The organism is Citrobacter sp. ANG330 (assembly GCF_047467925.1).
Taxonomy (GTDB): domain Bacteria; phylum Pseudomonadota; class Gammaproteobacteria; order Enterobacterales; family Enterobacteriaceae; genus Citrobacter_A; species Citrobacter_A amalonaticus_G.
In genome coordinates this window covers 196,078-211,946 of sequence record NZ_JASJUI010000004.1, presented here as the reverse complement: position 1 = coordinate 211,946, position 15,869 = coordinate 196,078, and the positions used below count along the sequence as shown (strand labels likewise).

Annotated in this window: 19 protein-coding genes and 1 other RNA gene; 8 read left to right on the top strand and 12 right to left on the bottom strand. The window is 53.9% G+C overall.

Features of this window, described 5'->3' with window-relative positions; translation table 11 throughout:
• The first annotated feature begins 426 nt into the window (after nt 1–426).
• The 4 genes from tomB (at nt 427) to QNN88_RS11800 (ending at nt 2,360) form a co-directional block, all read left to right on the top strand.
• Nucleotides 427–801 (top strand): Hha toxicity modulator TomB, encoded by a 375-nt coding sequence (gene tomB, locus QNN88_RS11815; RefSeq protein ID WP_414240388.1) that lies wholly within the window; start codon nt 427–429, stop codon nt 799–801.
• Nucleotides 802–828: 27 nt separating this feature from the next.
• On the top strand, nt 829–1,047 hold the full coding sequence (locus QNN88_RS11810; RefSeq protein WP_001280991.1) for an HHA domain-containing protein: 219 nt from the start codon (nt 829–831) through the stop codon (nt 1,045–1,047).
• A gap of 176 nt (nt 1,048–1,223) precedes the next feature.
• A complete protein-coding gene (gene maa / locus QNN88_RS11805; protein ID WP_414240387.1) occupies nt 1,224–1,775 on the top strand; it encodes a maltose O-acetyltransferase in 552 nt (183 codons plus the stop codon).
• A gap of 114 nt (nt 1,776–1,889) precedes the next feature.
• Entirely contained in the window at nt 1,890–2,360 is a 471-nt protein-coding gene (locus tag QNN88_RS11800; RefSeq protein WP_414240386.1) for a YlaC family protein, read from the top strand.
• A gap of 51 nt (nt 2,361–2,411) precedes the next feature.
• On the opposite strand, the gene ykgO is transcribed toward QNN88_RS11800, so the two are convergent.
• A complete protein-coding gene (ykgO, locus tag QNN88_RS11795) occupies nt 2,412–2,552 on the bottom strand; it encodes a type B 50S ribosomal protein L36 (RefSeq protein WP_003859006.1) in 141 nt (46 codons plus the stop codon).
• 225 nt (nt 2,553–2,777) lie between these two features.
• Here ykgO and QNN88_RS11790 point away from each other — a divergent pair, with 225 nt between their 5' ends.
• Nucleotides 2,778–4,328: an EAL domain-containing protein gene (locus tag QNN88_RS11790; RefSeq protein ID WP_414240385.1), complete on the top strand. Its 1,551-nt coding sequence runs from the start codon at nt 2,778–2,780 to the stop codon at nt 4,326–4,328.
• Between the two features lie 39 nt (nt 4,329–4,367).
• Here the strand turns inward: QNN88_RS11790 and QNN88_RS11785 are convergent, their stop codons facing one another.
• On the bottom strand, nt 4,368–4,721 hold the full coding sequence (locus QNN88_RS11785) for a DUF1428 domain-containing protein (RefSeq protein ID WP_414240384.1): 354 nt from the start codon (nt 4,719–4,721) through the stop codon (nt 4,368–4,370).
• An 82-nt stretch (nt 4,722–4,803) separates the two neighbouring features.
• Nucleotides 4,804–5,400 (bottom strand): YczE/YyaS/YitT family protein, encoded by a 597-nt coding sequence (locus tag QNN88_RS11780; protein ID WP_414240383.1) that lies wholly within the window; start codon nt 5,398–5,400, stop codon nt 4,804–4,806.
• Nucleotides 5,401–5,484: 84 nt separating this feature from the next.
• Here QNN88_RS11780 and QNN88_RS11775 point away from each other — a divergent pair, with 84 nt between their 5' ends.
• Nucleotides 5,485–6,912, top strand: a complete 1,428-nt coding sequence (locus QNN88_RS11775; protein ID WP_414240382.1) for a PLP-dependent aminotransferase family protein — start codon at nt 5,485–5,487, stop codon at nt 6,910–6,912.
• Here the strand turns inward: QNN88_RS11775 and QNN88_RS11770 are convergent.
• From QNN88_RS11770 to ffs, 3 genes are all read right to left on the bottom strand, one after another.
• Complete coding sequence (locus QNN88_RS11770) at nt 6,909–7,127, bottom strand: hypothetical protein (RefSeq protein WP_043001564.1); 219 nt, start codon at nt 7,125–7,127, stop codon at nt 6,909–6,911. The two genes, QNN88_RS11775 and QNN88_RS11770, sit on opposite strands and share 4 nt — an antisense overlap.
• A complete protein-coding gene (locus QNN88_RS11765) occupies nt 7,124–7,375 on the bottom strand; it encodes a hypothetical protein (RefSeq protein ID WP_414240381.1) in 252 nt (83 codons plus the stop codon). The genes QNN88_RS11770 and QNN88_RS11765 overlap by 4 nt, the downstream gene beginning before the upstream one ends.
• Before the next feature lie 199 nt (nt 7,376–7,574).
• An RNA gene (ffs, locus tag QNN88_RS11760) (signal recognition particle sRNA small type) lies at nt 7,575–7,671 on the bottom strand.
• 163 nt (nt 7,672–7,834) lie between these two features.
• Between ffs and QNN88_RS11755 the strand changes: the two genes are divergently transcribed.
• Nucleotides 7,835–8,146, top strand: a complete 312-nt coding sequence (locus tag QNN88_RS11755; protein WP_414240380.1) for an MGMT family protein — start codon at nt 7,835–7,837, stop codon at nt 8,144–8,146.
• 31 nt (nt 8,147–8,177) lie between these two features.
• On the opposite strand, the gene QNN88_RS11750 is transcribed toward QNN88_RS11755, so the two are convergent.
• On the bottom strand, nt 8,178–8,747 hold the full coding sequence (locus QNN88_RS11750) for a YbaY family lipoprotein (protein ID WP_414240379.1): 570 nt from the start codon (nt 8,745–8,747) through the stop codon (nt 8,178–8,180).
• Nucleotides 8,748–8,959: 212 nt separating this feature from the next.
• On the opposite strand from QNN88_RS11750, the gene tesB reads away from it, so the two are divergent.
• On the top strand, nt 8,960–9,820 hold the full coding sequence (gene tesB / locus QNN88_RS11745) for an acyl-CoA thioesterase II (protein ID WP_414240378.1): 861 nt from the start codon (nt 8,960–8,962) through the stop codon (nt 9,818–9,820).
• A gap of 74 nt (nt 9,821–9,894) precedes the next feature.
• Here tesB and amtB read toward each other — a convergent pair whose 3' ends face one another.
• From amtB to QNN88_RS11720, 5 genes are all read right to left on the bottom strand, one after another.
• Nucleotides 9,895–11,181, bottom strand: a complete 1,287-nt coding sequence (amtB, locus tag QNN88_RS11740; RefSeq protein ID WP_414240377.1) for an ammonium transporter AmtB — start codon at nt 11,179–11,181, stop codon at nt 9,895–9,897.
• A 31-nt stretch (nt 11,182–11,212) separates the two neighbouring features.
• Nucleotides 11,213–11,551, bottom strand: coding sequence for a P-II family nitrogen regulator (glnK, locus tag QNN88_RS11735; protein ID WP_002891893.1), 339 nt, complete (start codon nt 11,549–11,551; stop codon nt 11,213–11,215).
• A gap of 222 nt (nt 11,552–11,773) precedes the next feature.
• Nucleotides 11,774–13,552 (bottom strand): SmdB family multidrug efflux ABC transporter permease/ATP-binding protein, encoded by a 1,779-nt coding sequence (locus QNN88_RS11730; protein WP_414240376.1) that lies wholly within the window; start codon nt 13,550–13,552, stop codon nt 11,774–11,776.
• On the bottom strand, nt 13,545–15,317 hold the full coding sequence (locus QNN88_RS11725) for a SmdA family multidrug ABC transporter permease/ATP-binding protein (protein WP_414240375.1): 1,773 nt from the start codon (nt 15,315–15,317) through the stop codon (nt 13,545–13,547). The genes QNN88_RS11730 and QNN88_RS11725 overlap by 8 nt, the downstream gene beginning before the upstream one ends.
• A gap of 44 nt (nt 15,318–15,361) precedes the next feature.
• Nucleotides 15,362–15,820 carry an Lrp/AsnC family transcriptional regulator gene (locus QNN88_RS11720; RefSeq protein ID WP_414240374.1) on the bottom strand — a complete coding sequence of 153 codons (459 nt, stop codon included), beginning with the start codon at nt 15,818–15,820 and terminating at the stop codon, nt 15,362–15,364.
• Between the last annotated feature and the right edge of the window lie 49 nt (nt 15,821–15,869).

Genomic DNA, 15,869 nt, shown 5'->3' with positions numbered 1-15,869 from the left:
TTGCGGATAATAAACGTTATAATCCACAAGAGAATGAAGGCTATTTCAGGCCATTTGGCTTATGGCTTATACCTTGCTTAATTACTCATTATTAAGACAATTCCTGGGAAGTATCCGTTTCTGGTTTCGCGCCAGAGGTAAGCGCAGGAGGAGCGAAAGAGAAGATAATCTGATGAATTGCAAAATAATCACGTAATTATCTCATTTCGACGCGGGTTGGCGGCATGCTATAATGATAAAGATGAACGAACTTCCACTTTCCTTCGTATTACATTTATTGTAATTTTTCGTAATATAGCGATGAAATCTTTTTTAGAGTAGATTATAGTTAAATCATCAAGCGTAGAAGGCAAGTACCAGGTCAGTTAGTTGTACCCATCCCGAAAGGTGTTCGGTTAGTTCAAGCCACTAAGAAGGGGATGCGTTATGGATGAATACTCACCTAAAAGACACGATATAGCGCAGCTTAAATTTCTTTGTGAAACGCTTTATCACGACTGTCTTGCAAACCTTGAAGAGAGCAATCATGGCTGGGTTAATGACCCGACCTCGGCGATCAACCTTCAACTCAACGAATTGATAGAGCATATTGCAACCTTCGCACTTAATTATAAAATTAAGTATAATGAGGACAATAAGCTGATTGAACAGATTGATGAATATCTGGACGACACATTTATGTTGTTCAGCAGTTATGGCATTAATGCGCAGGATCTGCAGAAATGGCGGAAATCGGGAAATCGCTTGTTCCGCTACTTTGTGAATGCCACCAGGGCTAATCCTGTCAGTTTGTCTTGTTAAAAATTATTACAATCATAGGTAAGATTTATGTCCGATAAACCATTAACTAAAACTGACTATTTGATGCGTTTGCGACGTTGTCAGACAATTGACACGCTTGAGCGTGTGATCGAGAAAAATAAATATGAATTATCTGACAATGAACTGGCTGTATTTTACTCAGCTGCCGATCACCGTCTCGCAGAATTGACGATGAATAAACTTTACGACAAGATCCCTTCCTCCGTCTGGAAATTCATTCGTTAAATGGATTACTGAGCCTCAGGAAATACGGAAGTTTTCCTGAAAAACAATTATCTTATTCATAATAACAATAGTATGACTATTGTGATTTCTATCACAATATAGCTCAGGGATCGTTCCCCGGTTCTCGCTGACACTCTACTGTATTGCCTTCCCGGTGAGCCGTCAGAGAGCGCAGGATGAGTGAAGAGAAACGGAAAATGATTGCGGGTGAACGGTATCAGCCGGCAGATGAACGCCTGCGCCATGACAGACTGCAGGCGCGTCGACTCGTTCACCGCTACAACCAGACCTCCCCGGATGAAAAGGCCGAACGGCTGGCTATCCTCCACACCCTGTTAGGTCAGTGTGATCGGCCCACTATTGAGCCGTCATTCCGCTGTGACTACGGCTACAATATCTTTCTGGGTAAAGAATTTTACGCCAACTTCGATTGTGTCATGCTGGATGTCTGCCCGATTCATATTGGCGATAACTGCATGCTGGCTCCCGGTGTCCATATTTATACCGCCACACATCCGCTGGATGCGACAGAGCGTAATAGCGGGCTGGAGTTCGGCAAGCCCGTCACGATTGGCAATAATGTCTGGATTGGTGGACGTGCGGTCATTAATCCCGGTGTCAGTATTGGTGACAATGTGGTTGTCGCCTCCGGTGCGGTAGTGACCAAAAATGTGCCCGCCAACGTCGTGGTGGGTGGCAACCCGGCACAAATCATTAAAACTCTGTAAATACAATTGTAACTGTTATGCTAAATTGTGGTTAATCTGTTACTTTTTTCACGCGAATCGCCCCCTTAAAATAGGGCGTTCCCCTGTAAGTAGCGAAAATCACGAAGGCAGAAAATGACAGAAATACAACGCCTGCTCACCGAGACCATCGACGATCTAAACGTTCGTGAGAAGCGCGATAATAAGCCCCGCTTTAGCATCAGTTTTATCCGCAAACATCCTGGCTTATTTATTGGGATGTACGTCGCCTGGTTTGCCACGCTGGCAGTCATGCTGCAATCAGAAACACTGGTCGACTCAGTCTGGCTACTGGTCGTGCTATTTGTCATCCTCAACGGTTTTTTCTTTTTTGATGTCGCGCCGCGCTATCGCTATGAAGATATCGACGTGCTGGATTTCAGGGTATGTTACAACGGTGAGTGGTACAACACCCGGTTTGTGCCCTCTTCGCTAATCAGCACCATCCTTCACTCTCCGCGCGTCGACGATGAGCACAAAGCCCAATTACAGAAGATGTTGATGCGCAAGGGCGAGCTGTCGTTTTACGATATCTTCACGCTTGCCCGTGCAGAAGCCACGCCATAACCGATAGATGTTGCCGGATAGACCTTTTCGCTATCCGGCCTTCTTCTCTCTTTAACGCCGTTTTTTCCTTCCCTGTACCGCTTTAAAACGTGGGTTGCTCTTACAAATTACATATAAACGCCCTTTACGCTTTACGATCTGACAGTCCGGATGGCGCTGCTTTGCGCTACGTAATGAATTTAAGACTTGCATGATATCCTCATCACCGTTGATTGATGTAATAATATAACATTACTTTATCGTTGAATGCATGACCGTGCAATGCTTTCTGCCTTACTACGTCGATGCTTTCTCTCTTTGCAAATGGTGAAAATCCCCGCTCTCATCAAAAAAAAGCGCAGATTAACGACATCAATTACAGGGCTTTTTTCACGATCGGATATACTTTCTCTACAATGCGTTATTAAGGATATCTGCGTGAGAACACGACATCTGGTCAGTCTGGTCACAGGAGTGCTTATCCTCGCCGTGTTGGTTCCGGTTGGACTGAGCATCTGGCTCGCTCATCGCCAGGTCGAAAAGAAATTTATCGAAGAACTGGATACCTATTCATCGCGTGTCTCTGAACGGACAGAACGCGTGGTGACGCAGGCGAAACAGGCATTACAGCAGATGAACGCCATAAAGAGCACGCCGTGCTCACATGAGCATTTACTGGCCATGCGCAGACTCTCCTTTAGCTATCGCTATGTACAGGAAGTCCTTTATCTGAAAAACAACACACTACGCTGTTCCTCTCTGGAGCAAGAAAGTCATTCCGGGGCCTTCCCTGCACCGATGAAAATCACTAGCGACGGCTACCGCGCCTGGTTTACCGCACAAAACGATCTGGGGATCGCGCGCTACATGGCCGCGCTGGGCTATGGCGACTACATTGTGATGATTGATCCCGACTCCTTTATTGACGTAGTCCCTTTTGGCGCCTGGCAGATCGATGTCGCGATAATTGGCGTAAAGCGCAATACCGTTATTGCCAGCAGCAGCGCGCTTGCGCCGAATATTCTGCAGTTCACCCAGGAAAGCACGCCTCACCATCTGGAAAGCCATGGCATAATTTATGAGATTCGCCCTTTCCCGGAAATGGGGATTACCATTGTCAGTTGGGCGTCTACTCTGCCGTTGCAGACAATCTGGTACCGACAGGCGCTGATCTGGGTTCCCGCCGGGATCCTGATTGGGTTGCTGGCCGCCGCCTTTATTCTGCGTATTTTGCGACGGATCCAGTCACCGCATCACCGGTTACAGGATGCGATTAATAACCGGGACATAAAGGTCCATTATCAGCCTATTGTGTCACTCAGCACCGGCAAAATCGTGGGGGCGGAAGCGCTGGCCCGCTGGCCGCAAACCGACGGTAGCTTCCTGTCGCCCGACATTTTTATTCCCCTGGCCGAACAGACTGGCCTTACCGAACCCCTCACCCGCTTAATCATTGAAACGGTGTTTGAGGACATGGGGAAATGGCTGAAGCAACATCCCGAACAGCATATTTCGATTAACATTGAGGCGGCGGATCTGGCCTGTGAGAAGCTTCCGATGCAGCTCAGTAAACTGCTTAACCGCTACCAGCTTGCCCCCTCACAGATAGCTTTGGAACTGACGGAACGGGGATTTGCCAATCCGAAGACCAGCTCACCCATTATTGCCCGCTACCGCAAAGCGGGGCATGCCATCTATATTGACGATTTTGGCACCGGCTATTCGAGCCTCAGCTATTTGCAGAATCTGGACGTGGATATCCTGAAAATCGACAAATCGTTTGTCGATGCGCTGGAATACAAGAACGTAACACCACATATCATCGAAATGGCCAGGACGCTGAAGCTGAAAATGGTGGCGGAAGGAATTGAAACGGCAAATCAGGAAGACTGGTTGCGCCAGCACGGTGTCGATTACGGGCAGGGCTGGCTGTACAGCAAAGCACTTCCCAAAGAGGCGTTTATTCTGTGGGCGGAAAAACACTTATAACGCTGAAATGGCTGGCGGCACGCCGCACAGCCAGTCACGTTAGTCGTCGATAATAGGAGAGAAACCGCCGTAAATCATGCGATTGCCATCAAACGGCATTGACTCGCCAAACGCCTTCATGCGCGGATCGGACATCATCTTCTGATTCGCCGCATCCCGGACCTCTTTCGACGGGTATTCAATCCAACTGAATACCACCTCTTCGTGCTCCTCGGCTTTCACCGCCATGCGAAAATCGGTGAGTTTGCCATCTGGCACATCATCGGCCCAGCATTCCACAATGCGGAGCGCGCCAAATTCCTTGAACAGCGGTGCTGCTTTTGCCGCCATCGCCTGATAAGCCTCCTTGTTTTCGGCGGGTACGGCAAGGACAAAGCCATCCACATACTTCATGAGAATATCCTCCGAAGTCTACTGCGCGACAAGCCTGTTCCAGCCGCGTCAGTCGTGAATAAGTTTAGTCGCCTTCTCTTTTCTATGCCGTCTGAATCCGCGCCCGGGGTTTATAGCGAAACCACGGCAGGCAGATCTGGATCAACGGCCCAATCGCCAGCGCATACAGCACCGTCCCGACCCCCAGGGTTCCACCCAACAGCCAGCCACTCAGTAAAACAGAGACTTCTATCGCCGTACGGATCGTACGTACCGACCATCCCGTGCGGGCATGAAGGCCAGTCATCAGGCCATCTCTCGGCCCGGCGCCAAAACCCGCGCCGATGTACATTCCCGTCGCCAGCGCATTCACAACCACGGCGGCCACCAGCACGAGGCTGCGCACCACGAGGGAGGAAAACGCTGGCATCACCGCCAGCGCGGCATCCGCGGCCAGTCCAATCACAATCACGTTACTGAGCGTCCCCAATCCTGGGCGTTGACGCAGGGGGATCCACAGCAGGAGTACCAGCGCGCCGACGATAATCATCACCACGCCAATTTTCATCGACAACAGATTCGCCAGCCCCAGATGGAACACATTCCACGGGTCGGCCCCTAAATCCGCGCGCACGAACATCGCGGTTGATACCCCATACAGAGCCAGCCCAAAGTAAAGTTGAACCAGACGACGCCCCATTTTCACCCTCCTCGTTCAGATTGCATTCATCTTCTCTACAATTGGCATTATGATTAATGACCAGTTTTGAGAAAGTGGACTGAAATGTCAGCACGTCGGTATGGAAGTCAGTCTCTACAGCGCCTGCTGGGGCACTGGCAGGACAACGCATCAAGAACCCCGCTCTGGCGACAGCTGGCTGAAGCACTGCGTCTGCTGATCCTTGACGGGCGTCTGGCGATCGACAGCCGTTTACCCGGAGAACGCGAACTGGCTGCGGTACTCGACGTCAGCCGGACGACCGTGGCCAGCGCACTGGCGCAACTGCGGGAAGAGGGATATCTGGAAAGTCGACAAGGCAGCGGGTCGCGCGTGATATTGCCGGGCCATATCCGCGAAGTGCCAACGCGCGCCGGTACGACAATGGCGCTAGATCTCTCTACCGCCGCCCTCAGTGCCGGACCTGAAATTCATCAGGCTTATCAGCAGGCGCTGCTTGCCATGCCGCCACATTTGCTGACATCGGGCTATCAGCCGCAGGGATTACTCTGCTTACGCGAATCGCTCGCCCGGCATTACTGTGCGAGAGGACTTCCTACCACGGCGGATGAAATCATGGTGGTTAACGGTGCGGTCAGCGGCCTGTCGCTGATCCTGCGCTTACTGACCGGCCCCGGCGATCGCGTGGTGGTCGATCATCCCACGTATCCACTGGCGATTGCCGCTATCCAGGGGGCCTCCTGTCGGCCGGTGGGCGTCTCCTTGCCCGAAGAAGGTTGGGATACTGATGGACTGGCAGCAATTATTGCCCAGACCTCACCGAGAATGGCCTATCTGATGCCGGATTTTCACAATCCCACCGGGCGGTGTATGGATGATGGGACGCGGCACGTCATCGCGGACATCGCCGCCCGTACGCGTACGACGCTGGTGATCGACGAAACAATGGTGAATCTCTGGTACGATGCCCCTCCGCCCCCACCACTGGCGGCGTATCACCACGATGCCCCGGTGATTATGCTGGGTTCGGCGGGCAAAAGCTTCTGGGGAGGATTGCGACTGGGCTGGGTGCGTGCGCCATCACGCACCATCGCAGCGCTTGTGCAGACGCGGGATACGGTCGATCTCGGCTCACCGATCATCGAGCAGCTCGCCACCACGTGGTTGCTGGATAATGCCGATTCATTCTTGCCGCAGCGCAGAGAGCAGTTAGCCGCACGGCGCGCACTCTGTGACTCACTGATGCGCACGCACTTTCCCGAATGGCGCTATCAACAACCGCAGGGTGGATTATCCTTCTGGGTGGAATTACCGGATACGCTGGCGACGCTTTTCGCTACGCGTGCGGAAAGCGTCGGAATTCAACTGGGCACGGGCACCCGCTTTGGCCTCGCGGGCGCGTTTGATCGTTTCTTACGCATGCCGTTCGCCTTGACGGAAGACTCCCTGCGCACCGCGTTTAACACCCTGGAACCGCTCTGGGAAACACTGCGTCTGCAGTACGGAAGCGGTAAGGTGCGGAAGATTATTTAATGCTGGCGGGGAACCGGAAAACCTTTGAGGGAAATCACAAAGTTATCGCCCTCTTTCTTTATTTTGGCGCCGGCATCGCACCAGTCTGAGGCAATGCGGAAAAACTCATCGCTGCCGACATTCCAGCTCAGGCAAACATGCTTAACATACCCCGATCGGAGCAATTCACAGGCTTCGCCATAGTTACTGGCGATGGAGAGCGTTTGCTGTTTCATTTTTTCTTCTTCAGTAGTCTGCGCAATGCTTTGATTTCTTTAGGTGTCAGCGGCTCAACAAGAGCCTCTTCCGTGTGTTGGCTATCGATATCGCCAGCCGAGACGCCCGCCTCTGCCGCAACGTCGAAGGCAATCAGCAGCAGTTTTTCTGTCGTGATGCTTAAATTCTCATTATTCACTTCAGCGTAATGACGAAGTTTTTTTTTTAATACCTCATCAATTTTGACATTCAGTACTGCAGTAACCATCGTAAAAATCCTTGTGGGCAGGCAAAAGCACGACTCCAGCGACGACAGAATCGCCACGGCGTGAAAAGAAAATTAAGCACCAGGATTTAACATCCCAAAAACACTCTGCCAGTATTTGATGACAAAAAAATGATAAAACGATGACAACAGCAAGAAGAGAAACAAAGATGTGATGCCGGATGGCACAAATGGGTGGGGGCCCTGCCAGCTACATCCCGGCACACGCGTCATCTGCCTTGGCTGCTTCCTTCCGGACCTGACCTGGTAAACAGAGTAGCGTTGCGGGAGAACCAACAGAGCCCCCATTGAGAGCGTTGTTAACCAACGCGCAGGCGCATTATCACTGCTGCCCCCTGTAATTGCAAGCCATCGGCGGTCAGATGCTGGTTTCTTGCGCAATGGAACTTCCCGCGCCCGCCATTCCAGATTATGCTGAGGAATTACCGTTGGAAGGAAACCATGGACAGACAAGACACATTCCCTCAGCGCGTCTGGCAAATTGTTGCCTCTATTCCCGAAGGCAGCGTCACGACCTATGGCGATATCGCCATGCTCGCGGGATCCCCGCGCGCGGCCAGACAGGTTGGCGGCGTACTCAAACGTTTGCCCGAAGGTAGCACCCTGCCCTGGCACCGCGTGGTGAACCGGCACGGCGCAATTTCGCTAACAGGTCCAGACCTACAGCGACAGCGGCAGGCCTTACTGGCGGAAGGCATTGTGGTGTCAGGAAATGGGCAGATCAATTTGCAGCGGTATCGCTGGAAGTATTGACCCTCTCCGGGTAGAGAGGGTCAGAGAGGACTTAGTACTGTGTCGGGGCCGGAACCGCTGAAGACGGATTCACCTGCGTCGGCGAAGTTGAAGGCACCGTCGTCGCTGCCCCACCGCTTGCCTGTACAGGCACTGCCGTCTGCTGAACCGGCACCAGCGTCAGATCGGCTTTTGTACCGCCCTGGTTGATGACCGGTTGCACGGTATCGGTAATAAACACCAGTTTGTCATTCACCGTAATGGCTGCACTCAGGAGAATGCGGGCATTGGGCTGCACGTCAGCCGGGTTAAACGGCAGGACGAAGCTGAATGGCGACTGTTTCCCTTCGGTACGAACCGCTTTCTGGGACAGAACTTTCGACGGGGCGTCGGCCAGCGACGCATCCGACAGCGTCACGGTTAATACGGCGTCAGGCGGCAATGCCACTTTCTGACGGATCCATACGGTACCCGAGACATTAGGTTGCTGTATAACAGGCTGTGTGGCCGTTGCTGAAGTATTTGGGTTCGGCGCTGGCGTCTGGATATCCGCACTTTTATCCGCGCAGGCAGCCAGAGCAACCGCGACCGCTAAACCACTTACCATGTGCATGAGCTTCATTAAATTCTCCTTATCATCAATGCACCAGCAGGTTTTCCTCCCGCCGGAAGAGTGGTTAACAAAAACGTAACGTAGCTAAGTGTGGCACACATCACTTATTTCTGCCTGGAATTGGTCAGTTTTTCAGACTATTGCACCCATCGGACCACTTCCAAAATTGCGTTATACTCTGCCTATCTCGCTTCGGCGTCGTTGTTACCTGGAGAGTATGTATGAGTCAGGCACTGAACAATTTGCTGACATTATTGAATCTGGAAAAAATTGAGGAAGGACTCTTTCGGGGCCAGAGTGAAGACTTAGGGTTACGCCAGGTATTTGGTGGACAGGTCGTTGGTCAGGCGCTCTATGCAGCAAAAGAGACCGTACCAGAAGAAAGACTGGTCCACTCGTTTCACAGCTATTTTTTACGCCCCGGCGATAGCCAGCAACCCATTATTTACGATGTAGAGGTTTTGCGCGACGGTAACAGCTTCAGCGCCCGCCGCGTTGCCGCCATCCAGAACGGCAAGCCCATCTTTTACATGACAGCCTCATTCCAGGCGCCGGAGCCGGGTTTCGAACATCAGAAAACCATGCCACACGCCCCCTCGCCGGAAGGGTTAGCATCAGAAACTGACATCGCCCGGACTGTGGCGCACCTGCTACCGCCAATTTTAAAAGATAAATTTCTCTGCGATCGCCCGCTGGAAGTACGCCCCGTTGAGTTTCATAACCCGTTACAAGGCCATGTGGCAGAACCTACGCGCCAGGTGTGGATCCGCGCGAACGGTGCGTTGCCCAACGACATTCGCGTCCATCAGTATCTGCTAGGCTACGCTTCCGATCTCAATTTCCTGCCCGTTGCCCTGCAGCCTCATGGCATTGGTTTTCTGGAAAAAGGGATCCAGATTGCGACGATCGACCACTCCATGTGGTTCCACCGTCCGTTTGATTTGAATGAATGGTTGCTGTACAGCGTGGAAAGCACGTCGGCCTCCAGCGCGCGCGGATTTGTTCGCGGCGAGTTCTACACGCAGGACGGCAAACTGGTGGCGTCGACCGTACAGGAAGGGGTGATGCGTAATCACAACTAAAAAAGCCGGATGGCATGACTGCGCATCCGGCGGTATCCCACTGTTGCCCGGTCAAACTCGCCGGGCATTTTCTGTTATGCGTTGTAAGCATTTTCGCCGTGGCTGTTCACATCCAGCCCTTCGCGCTCTTGTTCTTCCGGTACGCGCAGACCAACGGTCATATCCGCCAGCTTGTAGCCAACAAAGGCGACTACGCCAGACCAGACGATCGTGATGGCGATACTCTCAAGCTGCACCAGCAGCTGATGCCCCATCGTCACCCCTTCAGCAAAGCCCACGCCGCCCAGCGCGCTTGAGGCAAAAACCCCGGTCAGAATACAGCCGACAATTCCACAAACACCGTGAACGCCGAACACATCGCACGGATCATCAACACGCAGCAGTCGTTTGAGCATGGTCACGCCCCATAATCCGGCCAGGCCAGCCACGACGCCAATGATTAACGCGCCACCGACACCGATGTAGCCGCATGCCGGCGTTACGCCAACCAGACCGGCAATCGCCCCTGAGCAGGCGCCCAGCAGAGACGGTTTACCACGCAGCGCCCACTCGCCGAAGATCCAGCCGAGGATCGCGGCGGCCGTGGCAACAACGGTGTTCACAAAGGCCAGCGCAGCAATTTCGTTCGCCGTCCCCGCGGAGCCGGCGTTAAAGCCGAACCAACCGATATAAAGGATCGCCGTACCGGTAAAGACCATCGGCAGGTTATGCGGTTTGAACGCCTCTTTGCCGAAACCCACGCGTTTGCCAATCAGGTAGGCCCCCACCAGGCCAGCGATGGCGGCGTTGATATGCACCACGGTACCGCCCGCAAAGTCCAGCGCACCATGCGATCCCAACAGACCGCCGCCCCACACCATATGGGCAATCGGAATGTAGGAGAGAGTCAGCCAGACCACCACGAAGATCAGCACGGCCGAGAAACGGATACGCTCTGCCAGCGAACCGACGATCAGGCCGACGGTTATACAGGCAAACGATCCCTGGAAAGCAACGTGAATGTACTGGTAGATACTGCCCATCACAGCGGTCAGCTCAATGTTTTTCAGCATCACCCAATTGAAGTTACCGAAGAAGCTGTTCCCTTCGCCGAACGCCAGTGAATAGCCGAACACCACCCACATAATGCACACCAGCGCGAAGGTGACGGTGACCTGCGTCAGCATCGACAGGACGTTCTTCCCGCGGATCAAACCGCCGTAGAACAAGGCGATACCCGGTATGGTCATAAACAGCACCAGCGCGGTACAAATCATCATAAAGGCGTTATCGGCTTTATCCGCCACTGCCGGAGCCGCCATTGCGAGACCAGGCAGCAGTGCCAGAGAAGTAAGGCCCGTTTTCATCGTTGCTATCTTCATTTTGTCGTTTCCCGTTACTGTGTGCCAGGCTTTACAGCGCTGCTTCGTCAGCTTCGCCGGTGCGAATACGAATGACGCGTTGCAACTCCGCGACGAAAATTTTGCCGTCGCCAATTTTTCCGGTGTAGGCCGCCTTGCTGATGACATCAATCACTTCATCCAGCTGGTCGTCGGCAATAGCCACATCAATCTTCACTTTAGGCAGGAAGTTGACGCTGTACTCTGCACCCCGATATAACTCGGCATGACCCTTCTGACGTCCGAACCCTTTCACTTCGGTGACGGTCAGCCCTTGAATACCAATAGAAGAGAGCGCTTCGCGAACGTCTTCCAGTTTGAACGGTTTGATTACCACGGTAACCAGCTTCATAGATCCCCTCCAGTCAGAATTCGGCATATGGTGCGACTACACGAATGATGTATTGCAAGGGGTATGCCAGAATTGAAAAAGGAGAGCCTGTGTCTGTTTACAGGCCGTCTGACGGGCGATTCAGAAAGAAAAACGGAACGGGAAAAGAAAAACGCACCATGACAGTGCATGATGCGTTACATTTTTGCACCACCGCTGAAGTGGCCCGGCAGCGGCGGTGCATCAGGCGGGAAGCGACTCCTCGCGAACGCTGGCTGCCAGCTCTTCGCCGGCGAGCTGGAGCTGATACATCTGCCAGTAGCGCCCTTGCGCCGCAAGCAGTTGCTGATGCGTACCACGCTCTACCGCCTGTCCACGATGAAGCACCAGAATGGTGTCTGCCTCGACAATGGTCGACAATCGGTGAGCAATCACCACCAGCGTGGTGTGTTCGCGCACGGCGGCCAGGGCATGCTGAATAGCCTGCTCGGTACCGGAATCGATGCTGGCGGTCGCTTCATCGAGGATTAAAATTTGCGGCGTGGCCACCAGCACCCGCGCCAGCGCCAGCAGCTGTTTCTGCCCGACGGAGAGATTGTTCCCTTGCTCGCCAAGTTGGGTATGAATGCCTTCGCTCATTCCGCGAGCCAGTTGAGCCAGTTGCACCGTCTCCAGCGCCTGCCACACTTGTTCTTCAGAGATATCCCGCCCTAGCGTCACGTTTGCCAGGAATGAATCCGCCATCACCACCGGATCCTGTTGCACCATCGCGACACCCTGACGCAACGCGCTGTGACTAAGCGAACGTAATGGACGCCCGTCAAGGCGAATCTCCCCCTGACTCAGCGGGTAATAGCCCATCAGCAGACTGGCGAGCGTGCTTTTACCGCTGCCGGTATGCCCTACCAGCGCAACAAAACTGCGGGACGGCACGGAAAGGCTGACATTTTGCAGCACCAGGTTATCGTCGCGATAGGCAAACGACACATCCTCAACGTCAATTTGCCCGGATGCCAGCGGTCGCGGATCCTGCCCGTAACGCTGGCGGGGTCTGTCCATCAATTCAAATACGCGCTCGCCAGCCACTACTGCCTGTTGCAGCATCGACTGCTGAGTGGTCAGTTCAATCAGCGGCTCATTCAGGCGCCCCAGATAGCTGATGAAGGCGTAGAGTACCCCGACTTCTATTGTTCCTGCCGAGGTAAAACTGAACAGCATCAGCAGGCCGCAGAGAATAAGCGCGGAAAACAGGCTCAGCAGAGGCCGCAATAAAAAGCCATCTAAACGCAGCGTCTGCATGCGCGCCAGATAATGCGAGCGGCTGGCTTCGCCCATGCGTTCCCCAAAGCGCGCCTGCTGGCGAAACTGCTGGATCACGCTCATGCCGTTAATGACTTCGTTGAAGCCGTCATTGATATCGGCGAGATAAGCCCGCACGCGGCGGACTATCGGCGTGCTGTAACGCTGATAGATAATCATCACCACCAACACCGCCGGGAAGATCAGGATCGCCACCAGCGCCATGCGCCAGTCGAGACTGAACATCGCCACCAGCATCGCGCCAATCAGGGCAGCGCTGCGCAGAACCGTCGCCACTACCGTGACATACAGATCGCGAATCACTTCGGTATCGTTAGTGACGCGCGAAATGAGCTGCCCGATGGGCTGCGTGTCAAATTCACTCAACGGCTGGCGCAGCGCGGCATCCATTACGTCGGTACGCAATTGCTGCACCACGCCGACCGCTGCGCGGTTAAACAACAACGACTGAGCATAGTGCAGGCTGGCGGCGAGAATCTGTAGCCCGAGATAGGCGGCAATCAGCCCGGTAACCACCCCTAATGGCAGGTTGTTCTTTGCCACCATATTGTCGATAAAGTAACTGATCAGCAGCGGCCCGCTGACCTCTGCTGCTGCCGCAACCCACAGCATAATCACGGCAACGCCTAACGGTTTTCGCCACGGAGAACCATAGGCCAGCAAGCGTTTGAGGGGCGGCCATAACTGCCCAAAACTACGCATTTACCGCCTCCTCGTCGTTTTCTGGCGCGTCATCCAGCGCCGCTTCCAGTTGCTGATAACGGTACATATCGCGATACCAGCCCTTCTGCTGCACCAGCGCCTCGTGATCGCCACGCTGCGCGATATGGCCATGCTGCATCACGATGATTTCGCTCGCTTCGGTCAGCGCCGAAAGGCGGTGCGCGCTGATAATCACCGTACGCCCTTCTCCCCACTGGCGCAGATTGTGCAGGATTTGATGTTCCGTTCGTCCGTCGACAGCCGAGAGCGCGTCGTCCAGGATCAGGATTTCGGCATTCAGCAGCAGCGCCCGCGCGATAGAAATACGTTGCTTTTGCCCGCCGGAAAGCATGACGCCGCGCTCACCGACTTCGGTGTCGTAACCCTGTGGCAGGCGGAGAATATCTTCATGCACGCTGGCTAAACGCGCCACATGTTCAATGTCCTGTTGCGTGGCGCCGGGGCAGCCCAGCGCAATGTTATTGGCTACCGTATCCGAAAACAGGAATGGCGTCTGACTGACCACCGCCAGCCGACTGCGCCAGCTATCCAGTTGCAGACGTGGCAGAGGGATATCATGAAAGCGGATATCTCCCTGGACGATATCGAAATGGCGCTGAATCAGCGACAGCACAGTACTTTTACCCGCACCAGTCGGCCCGCAGATACCCAGCATCTGTCCCGGTTTGAGCCGAAAATTGACGTTTTCCAGCGTCGGATGCGTGGTTTGCGGGTAGCTGAACTCGCGGATCGCCACCGCCAGCTCGCCCCGACCTTCCGGCACCGGTTCACTGCCATCGTTCACCACTGGCGCTTCAGCCAGCATCGCGCGAATACGCCCATAAGCCGCACTGCCACGCTCCACGATGTTAAACATCCACGCCAGCGCCAGCATTGGCCAAATCATCAGCCCGAGATACATCATAAAGCTGGTCAGTTGTCCCAGCGTCAGCGAACCTTGTACGACCATCCAGCTACCGCCGCCGATAGCCAGCAGGTTCGCCGTCCCGATGGCGATATAAATCGTCGGATCAAAGCGGGCATCGATGCGCGCCACACGCATGTTTTTCTTCCCGGTATCTTCCGCGTCGGCCGCAAACAGCGCGGACTGCCGATCTTCCAGGCCAAACGCTTTGATCATGCGAATGCTGGTCAGACTCTCCTGGGTACGGTCGTTGAGGCTGGAAAAAGCTGCCTGCGCCAGCCGGAAACGATCGTGCAGACGATCGCCGTAGCGTTTGATCATCAGCGCCATTACCGGCATCGGCAATAGTGCAAACAATGTGAGCTGCCAGCTGATCTGCGTGGACATCACGATCAACACTGCGCAGCCCATCACCAGCGAATCCACCAGCGTCAGAACTCCTTCCCCTGCGGCAAAGACCACGCGGTCCACGTCATTGGTGGCGCGAGCCATAAGATCACCCGTGCGATGGCGCAGATAAAACTCAGGATGCTGGCGACTGAGCTGGCGGTAGTAATCTTCACGCAGCTCCACCGCCAGTTGGTAGGAGGCGCCAAACAGCAGCACGCGCCAGACGTAGCGCAACAGATAGACCACCACGGCAATCAGCGCGATGGTGCCAATCCACATCATTATCTGTTGCGGCGTAAAGTGTTGTGTGGACACGCCATCCACCACAATACCCACCACTTTTGGCGGAATGAGTTGCAAAATAGCGATGAGGATAAGCAAGGCAACCGCCCCGAGGTAGCGACGCCACTCCCGGCGAAAATACCAGCTTAATTGAGCAAATAATCGCACGTTTTATGTCCTGACTGATTTTCCGGCAAAGCGTACCGGGAGAGTTATTCGATTGGCAGCGCAGTGGTGTATTTAATCTGTTCCATGGCAAAACTCGACGTGACGTCAGATAGCCCGGGAACGCTGTTAACCAGACGTTTGTAGAAGTCGTCATAGCGCTTCATATCAGCCACCTGAACCCGCATCAGATAGTCATATTCCCCGGCCATACGCCAGAACCCTAAAACTTCCGGCATCTCACTGACTACGGTCACGAAGCGGCAATACCAGTCACTGCTGTGGTGCTGGGTTTTGATGAGCACAAAGGCCGTTAACCCCAGCCCCAGTTTTTCCGGGTCCAGCAGCGCGACTTTGCCGACCAGAATGCCGTCCTCTTCCAGTCGTCTGAGACGTTTCCAGCACGGTGTGGTGGTCAGATTAACGGCATCGGCCAGCGCCTGCAAAGAGAGGGTGCAGTCCTGCTGCAGCAAGGAGAGCAGCTTGCGGTCAATTTTATCTAACATACCGGCACCTTAGAGAAGAATTTTCTCCTTACATTCTATTTTAAAGGCC

Excerpts from the sequence above, each read along its gene's own strand:
- QNN88_RS11750 (WP_414240379.1), bottom strand. The coding sequence starts at position 8,747 with ATGAAGCTCATGCACATGGTAAGTGGTTTAGCGGTCGCGGTTGCTCTG.
- tesB (WP_414240378.1), top strand. The coding sequence starts at position 8,960 with ATGAGTCAGGCACTGAACAATTTGCTGACATTATTGAATCTGGAAAAA.
- QNN88_RS11755 (WP_414240380.1), top strand. The coding sequence starts at position 7,835 with ATGGACAGACAAGACACATTCCCTCAGCGCGTCTGGCAAATTGTTGCC.
- QNN88_RS11800 (WP_414240386.1), top strand. The coding sequence starts at position 1,890 with ATGACAGAAATACAACGCCTGCTCACCGAGACCATCGACGATCTAAAC.
- QNN88_RS11720 (WP_414240374.1), bottom strand. The coding sequence starts at position 15,820 with ATGTTAGATAAAATTGACCGCAAGCTGCTCTCCTTGCTGCAGCAGGAC.
- QNN88_RS11770 (WP_043001564.1), bottom strand. The coding sequence starts at position 7,127 with ATGAAACAGCAAACGCTCTCCATCGCCAGTAACTATGGCGAAGCCTGT.
- QNN88_RS11780 (WP_414240383.1), bottom strand. The coding sequence starts at position 5,400 with ATGGGGCGTCGTCTGGTTCAACTTTACTTTGGGCTGGCTCTGTATGGG.
- ykgO (WP_003859006.1), bottom strand. The coding sequence starts at position 2,552 with ATGCAAGTCTTAAATTCATTACGTAGCGCAAAGCAGCGCCATCCGGAC.
- QNN88_RS11810 (WP_001280991.1), top strand. The coding sequence starts at position 829 with ATGTCCGATAAACCATTAACTAAAACTGACTATTTGATGCGTTTGCGA.
- QNN88_RS11765 (WP_414240381.1), bottom strand. The coding sequence starts at position 7,375 with ATGGTTACTGCAGTACTGAATGTCAAAATTGATGAGGTATTAAAAAAA.
- glnK (WP_002891893.1), bottom strand. The coding sequence starts at position 11,551 with ATGAAGCTGGTTACCGTGGTAATCAAACCGTTCAAACTGGAAGACGTT.
- QNN88_RS11730 (WP_414240376.1), bottom strand. The coding sequence starts at position 13,552 with ATGCGTAGTTTTGGGCAGTTATGGCCGCCCCTCAAACGCTTGCTGGCC.
- QNN88_RS11775 (WP_414240382.1), top strand. The coding sequence starts at position 5,485 with ATGTCAGCACGTCGGTATGGAAGTCAGTCTCTACAGCGCCTGCTGGGG.
- tomB (WP_414240388.1), top strand. The coding sequence starts at position 427 with ATGGATGAATACTCACCTAAAAGACACGATATAGCGCAGCTTAAATTT.
- amtB (WP_414240377.1), bottom strand. The coding sequence starts at position 11,181 with ATGAAGATAGCAACGATGAAAACGGGCCTTACTTCTCTGGCACTGCTG.
- QNN88_RS11785 (WP_414240384.1), bottom strand. The coding sequence starts at position 4,721 with ATGAAGTATGTGGATGGCTTTGTCCTTGCCGTACCCGCCGAAAACAAG.
- maa (WP_414240387.1), top strand. The coding sequence starts at position 1,224 with ATGAGTGAAGAGAAACGGAAAATGATTGCGGGTGAACGGTATCAGCCG.